Source organism: Chryseobacterium lathyri, assembly GCF_003290185.1.
GTDB lineage: Bacteria > Bacteroidota > Bacteroidia > Flavobacteriales > Weeksellaceae > Chryseobacterium > Chryseobacterium lathyri.
On sequence record NZ_QNFY01000054.1, the window covers coordinates 1 to 458 of the forward strand.

Annotated in this window: 1 protein-coding gene; it reads right to left on the reverse strand. The window is 46.3% G+C overall.

The window, feature by feature from the left end:
* Positions 1 to 458: DUF6443 domain-containing protein (locus DRF61_RS22495; protein ID WP_238601935.1), on the reverse strand; the 458-nt coding region annotated here is incomplete at both ends.

Sequence of the window (458 nt, forward strand, 5' to 3'; positions counted from 1 at the left end):
CTGGGTACCGTCATTTTTTCTGACCAGTATGGTTTGTCCTTTCCCATTCTGGAATTCTGTAGTGGTATTTCCGTCCGGATCAGTAGCGGAAGTTTTCATAAGTTGCCCTCCAGCATAGGAAGCTACCAGAGAAATACTGGAGTCCGTTCTGCCCTCTAGCCAGCTTGTTGTTACCTTATATTTTTTCACTTCACCATCAGCATTGATTCCGTAGGTCATGTTGGCAGGTTTCTGGGACCAGGCGGTTCCTGCCGGAACAACTTCGCTTACTCTTCCGGTAAAGAGATCATCATAGCGCTTTTCAGTATAGATCTTTTCACTTCCGTATCCTGCAGAAGGTGCATTGGCTAGTGGATTGGTATAGATGGCTCCGTTCGCAGTACCTGACTGGGGAACAGGAAGGTAGCTTTTGGCTTGTCTTCCTTTTGAATCGTATTCTATAGGAACTACCACATCTC